Annotated in this window: 4 protein-coding genes; 2 read left to right on the forward strand and 2 right to left on the reverse strand. The window is 62.7% G+C overall.

Going from position 1 to position 5794, the window contains the following annotated elements:
• On the forward strand, positions 1 to 1398 hold a 1398-nt coding region (locus VGL01_RS07430), incomplete at its 5' end, for an alkaline phosphatase family protein (protein ID WP_331568217.1).
• A 115-nt stretch (positions 1399 to 1513) separates the two neighbouring features.
• The gene (locus VGL01_RS07435) at positions 1514 to 2950 is read left to right on the forward strand and encodes a cytochrome-c peroxidase (RefSeq protein WP_414720191.1); all 1437 of its coding nucleotides are present in this window, start codon (positions 1514 to 1516) and stop codon (positions 2948 to 2950) included.
• An 82-nt stretch (positions 2951 to 3032) separates the two neighbouring features.
• On the opposite strand, the gene VGL01_RS07440 is transcribed toward VGL01_RS07435, so the two are convergent.
• Both VGL01_RS07440 and VGL01_RS07445 read right to left on the reverse strand, forming a co-directional pair.
• The gene (locus VGL01_RS07440) at positions 3033 to 3479 is read right to left on the reverse strand and encodes an HU family DNA-binding protein (protein WP_331568219.1); all 447 of its coding nucleotides are present in this window, start codon (positions 3477 to 3479) and stop codon (positions 3033 to 3035) included.
• A gap of 281 nt (positions 3480 to 3760) precedes the next feature.
• Positions 3761 to 5794, reverse strand: a 2034-nt coding sequence (locus VGL01_RS07445) for a phosphocholine-specific phospholipase C (RefSeq protein ID WP_331568220.1), incomplete at its 5' end; no start/stop codon positions are given.

The raw sequence follows: 5794 nt of genomic DNA on the forward strand, positions 1-5794 counted from the left end.
AGCGGCGCACTGCTGACGAGCAATCCGAACTCTACGAACACGGCCAACGGCACCGGTGCCGCGAATCCGTTCCGCCTCGACCGCACGCAAGCGGCAACGGCTGACCAGAATCACGCCTACACGGCCGAAGAGCAGGCCTACGACAACGGTGCTGCCGATCTCTTTCCGAAGTACACGGGTAAGGGTTCGAGCGGCGGCGCGGGCGCCTTCGGCACCAAGGGCCAAGTCATGGGCTACTACGACGGCAATACGGTCGCGGCCATGTGGAACTATGCCCAGCGCTTCGCGATGAGCGACAACGCCTATACGGACACTTACGGTCCGTCGACGCCTGGCGCGCTCGAAGCGATCGCGGGCCAGACGAACGGCATGCAGATCGTCAAATCGTCGAGAAACTCGTACTACGTGAACGATACGCAAGGCGGCTTGACGATGATCAACGACGTCGATCCGGCCTATGACCTCTGCTCGAGCGCGACCGATCAGGCCATGATGTCGGGCAAGAATATCGGCGATCTGCTCAATGCGAAGGCGATCCCGTGGGGCGGCTTCATGGGCGGCTTCGACTTGTCGGCAATGAACGCGAATGGCACGAAGGGCTGCGCTCGCAGCTCCCTGTCGAACGTGGTCAACGCTTCGACGGCCGACTACATTCCGCACCACAACTGGTTCCAGTACTACGCGTCCACGTCGAACCCGCAACACTCGCGTCCGAGCTCGCTGCAATCGGTCGGCTTCACGCTGGCGGACGACGGCAGGACCAGGGACCCGGCCAACCACCAGTACGATATTGATGACTTTTTCTCGGCGGTCAAGGCCGGTAACTTCCCCGCAGTGAGCTTTCTGAAGGCGCCCGCCTATCAGGACGGTCACGCGGGATACTCGGATCCGCTCGACGAGCAGGCGTTCACGGCGAAGGTCGTCAACTTCCTGCAGCAGCAGCCCGAGTGGGACCGTACGGCGGTGATCGTGACGTGGGACGACTCGGACGGCTGGTATGACCATGCTTATGTGAAACCGACGAGCGCATCGTTCGATCCGGTCGCCGATCAGCTCAACGGCTCGGGAATGTGCGGCACGGGTCAGCAGCCGCTCGGGGTGAACGGCGGACCCGTGAATGGCCGCTGCGGCCCGGGCACGCGTATTCCGTTCCTCGTGATTTCGCCGTGGACGAAGCCGAACTACGTCAGCCACACGCAGATTTCGCAGGCTTCGATCGTCCGTTTCATCGAAGACAACTGGCTCGACGGCTCGCGCATCGGGGGAGGCTCGTTCGACGCGACGGCCGGCGATATCTCCGATATGTTCGACTTCCATAGACCGCATCCCCAGCGCCTCATTCTCGATCCGACGCTGGGCACGCCTATCCATGGACGCCATGAAGGCGACGAGCAGTAAGTAGTCCGCCCCACACCGCGACGTTTGCAAGCCAGGGCCCCTCGCGGGCCTTGGCTTGTTTGGATCGTGACGATGAAAACGCGCTTTCGCGCACTGTCCTGCGCGCCATGACGATATGCAAACGAATGTTACCCACGCGCCCCCTCCCGCTCGATCGCTGCCGCGCCGCCGAGGATGGACCATGCTCGCGGCCGCAGCAGCGCTGCTCGCGGCCGGCGCGTTGGCGCTGGCCGCAGCGTATCCGCGCTCGGCGCCTGCCCCGATCGGCAGGATCGTCGCCCAACTGACCGGAGTGAATCTGCACCCAGTCCGTCTGCAGCGCCCGCAAACCGCTCCGCTGAGCGCGATGGCGACGCTCGGCAAGTCGATCTTCTTCGATCCGACGCTTTCGGCTTCGGGCAAGCTCTCTTGTGCGTCATGCCATAGCCCCGCGCGCGCATACGGCCCGCCCAATGCATTGCCTGTGCAGTTTGGCGGCAGCGACATGACGCTTCAGGGCGACCGTCCCCCGCCCTCGCTCATGTATCTGTATCGCCAGCCGAATTTCGGCATCGGTCCTTCGCAAGCGGATGCCGACGAGCCCACCAATCTCGCGCAAGCCGCGCAGCAGGCATCGAGCGCGACGCGTGCGCAAAAAACCGCCGGCACCGCGCCCGCTGCTCCGGAGCTCGTGCCGCAAGGCGGCCTCTTCTGGGACGGGCGCGCCGACACCTTGCAGCAGCAGGCGTACGGTCCGCTGCTCAATCCGGTCGAAATGGCCAATGCAAGCGAACAGGAAGCGGCCGACAAACTGGCCCACAGCGCTTACCGCGATGCGTTTGCGAAGCTCTTCGGCGCGAGTGTATTGAGCGATCCGCGTTTGCTGCTTTCCGAGGCGATGTTCGCCGTGGCCCGCTATCAGGTCGAAGATCCGTCGTTCCATCCCTACACGAGCAAATACGATTACTGGCTCGAGGGCAAAGTCCGTCTCACCCGTGCGGAAATGCGTGGCCTGCGCCTCTTCAACGATCCGAAAAAGGCCAATTGCGCCGGTTGCCATCTATCCACGCCGACCAAAGACGGCCAACCGCCGATGTTCACGGACTTCGAGTACGAAGCGCTCGGCGTGCCCCGTAACCGCCTGCTGGCCGTCAACCGTAACGCGAACTATCACGACCTCGGTCTGTGCGGTCCCCACCGGACCGATCTCGCGAATCAGACTCAGTACTGCGGCATGTTCCTCACGCCGAGCTTGCGCAACGTTGCCACGCGCAGTGTCTTTTTCCACAACGGGGTCTACCGCTCGCTCGACGAGGTGCTGACCTTCTATAACCTGCGCGACCTCGATCCCGCAAAGATCTATCCGCGCGACGCCAAGGGAAAAGTCGAGCAGTACGACGACTTGCCCGTCAAATACCGGGCGAACATCGACAAGACCGATGCACCGTTCGATCGCAAGCCTGGCGATACGCCCGCTATGACACAAGTCGACATTGCCGACATCATCGCTTTCCTGAAGACGTTGACGGACGGCTACGCGGTGCCGCCATCGAAGCCACAGCGACAGCGGTGAAGCGCGCTTTCGCATAAAAAATCCCTGTGAGCCGTCGAGGCCCACAGGGATTTTTGCGAAAAACGCGCGATGTAACGCGGTTTTAGGCCGAAGCCGCGTCCTTCAGTTTCTTCAGCGGACGTGCCTTGATGCGCACCGACGCGGGCTTTGCCGGGAACCAGCGATCTTCGCCGGTGAACGGATCCTTGCCGAAGCGCTTCTTCTTCGCCGGCACAGCTTGCACGACGATCTTCAGCAGGCCGGACAGCGTGAACTCACCGGCACCCTTCTTGTGCACCGAGCCGAGAATCGTGTCCTCGAGCGCCGAGAGCACCGCCTTCACCGATTTCGGCTCGACAGCCGAGCGCTCCGAAAGATGGGCAGCCAGCGAGGCCTTCGTGAAGGTGTCCTTGATCGGCGACGCAGCACCGGACGCCTTCACGGCGACCTTCTTAGCCGCGGCTTTCTTCGCGGGCACTTTCTTCGCAGCTGCTTTCTTCGCCGGTGCGGCGGCAGCCTTTTTCGCAACCTTGTTTGCGGAAGTCGACATGTTTCTCCTACCTGTTGGTCGTTGAACGCACGAAGCACGCACAACATGCGCGGCGCTTCAAGGCCGGATTCTACAAGCGCCGCGCGCCTTCATGCATCTGTTTTATGCATGAAGGCCTGCCAAGACGCCGAATTTGTTGCGTTCGGCAGACTGTATGCCCGTGTCTCGCGCAACGGAAGTCACGAAAAACGGCGGACGTCCCCCCTCGAAATCGTTTGGACGCAAAGCGCTCGGCGCGCAAGAGACGGACCCGCCCTGGGGCGAACCCTACGTTTGCGTACTCAACCGATGCCGAACGCCGGGTCGCTCATGCTGCCGCGGCCGGTTTCAACGTGGCCGGCGAACCCGCGCTCGAACGAGGAATCGGTGTCCACGAACACCGCAAGGTCGTACCAGCCGTGGGAAGCGCGCAAATCGAAGTAGACGTCCACAATCTCGCCGCCCACGACGCGCCGTTTGACGGAGGGAGAACCGTAGGCATCGCGCACCGTGAATTCGCAAGCCGCGCTGCCGATGTTTCGGAGCCGCAAGCCGATACTGCCGTTCGCGACGTCATACGCTTCGGTCACTTCGGGCAGCGCAACACCGCCTCCCCACCCGCGTGTCGCTTTCGCCGAGCCCTTGAAACGCCGGAAAAACCCGTTCGGCCCATGCAGGCTGTAGTGATAATGACCATCCGCATCGAGCGGGACGTCGTCGGACAGGCGCTTGCCGATCTCCACGGCATACGCGCGCGGGGTGTCGGAGCTGCCCGTGCGATAAAGCAGAAACGCGGCACCCGCGCGGCCGCGGTTCGTCAGCTCGATCCGTAACGTGCGCTCGCTCGCCGTGATGTAACCATGAGCAAAGAGCTCGTAGGGCAGCGCTCGCGCGGGTCGTACACCCGCCTCCTGAGCCGGTTGCGATGCGGTGAGCGGCGGCAGCGGAATATAGCTGAAACGGCGTTGGCGATCGACCGGCCCATATTCATCCGTACCGGGCAGCGCTGGAAACGCGGTGTTCGGATTGGCGAAATCGAACGCACTCGTCAGATCGCCGCAGATCGCCCGCCGCCATGCCGTGATGTTCGACTCCCGCAGCGCACCGCTGCCGGCGCGGCTGAACCGGCGTTCGATGAAGCGGATGATCGACGTATGGTCGAAGGTTTCCGAACACACCCAGCCGCCCTTCGACCACGGCGACACCACGAGCATCGGTACGCGCGGGCCCAATCCGTAGGGACCGGACGCTTTGCCCGGCGCACCGCCAAAGTATTCGTTCGATGTGTCGACGGTGGAACGTCCGGTCTGATCCGACCATGGCGCGAACGGCGGCACGACATGATCGAAGAATCCGTCGTTTTCGTCGTAGGCGATGAAGAGCACCGTTTTGCTCCATACCGCCGGATTTGCCGTCAACGCTTGCAATACCCGATCGATGTACCAGGCGCCAAAGTTGGGCGGCCAATTCGGATGTTCGGAGTACGCCTCGGGCGGAACGATCCACGATACCTGCGGCAACCTGTCGTTGAGCACGTCGCTCTTCAGGATATCGAAGTAACCGTCTCCCCTCGCCGCATTCGTACCGGTGCGCGCATTGTCGTATAGCGCATCGCCTGGCCGCGCGTTGCGATACTGGTTGAAAAAGAGCAGTGAATTGTCGCCGTAAGTGCCGATGAACGGGTCCTTCGTCCACCCCCAGGAACCGTTTGGGTCGAGGCCAATACCGATGTCCTGATAGATCTTCCACGAGACACCGGCGGCTTGCAGTTTCTCGGGAAAAGTCGACCACGTATAGCCCGCCTCGGCGTTATCGATCACGGGGCCGCCGCCGGTACAGTCGTTGCCCAGTCCGCCCGTCCATAGGTAATAGCGGTTCGGGTCCGTCGGCGCCATGCTCGAGCAATGGTAGGCATCGCAAATCGTGAAGGCGTCGGCGAGCGCGTAGTGGAACGGAATGCCCTCGCGCGTGAGGTAGGCCATCGTGGTCGGCCCTTTCGCCAGCACCCATTGATCGTAGCGGCCACCGTTCCAGGCGAAGTGAGTCGTCGCCCAATCGTGCAGCAGGCCTTGCATGTACTTCATGCCGAGGTTCGCCACGCCGGGCCGGTAGGGCGAAAGCTGACCGTATCCGGCGACGACCGGCTGATTCCAGACCGGGTTGCCGCTCGGCAGCGTCATGGCGCGGCGGTCGCCGTAGCCGCGCACACCGCGAAGCGTACCGAAGTAATGATCGAACGAGCGGTTTTCCTGCATCAGGACGACGACGTGCGCGACGTCCTCGATGCTGCGGGTCGTATCGTGGGCGGGAATCGCGAGTGCATTGCGAATGCCCGT

The organism is Trinickia sp., assembly GCF_036503415.1.
Taxonomy (GTDB): Bacteria; Pseudomonadota; Gammaproteobacteria; order Burkholderiales; family Burkholderiaceae; genus Trinickia.

What these genes read in the sequence shown, in the direction of transcription:
- VGL01_RS07435 (WP_414720191.1), top strand. Translation starts at nt 1,514, where the DNA reads ATGCAAACGAATGTTACCCACGCGCCCCCTCCCGCTCGATCGCTGCCG.
- VGL01_RS07440 (WP_331568219.1), bottom strand. Translation starts at nt 3,479, where the DNA reads ATGTCGACTTCCGCAAACAAGGTTGCGAAAAAGGCTGCCGCCGCACCG.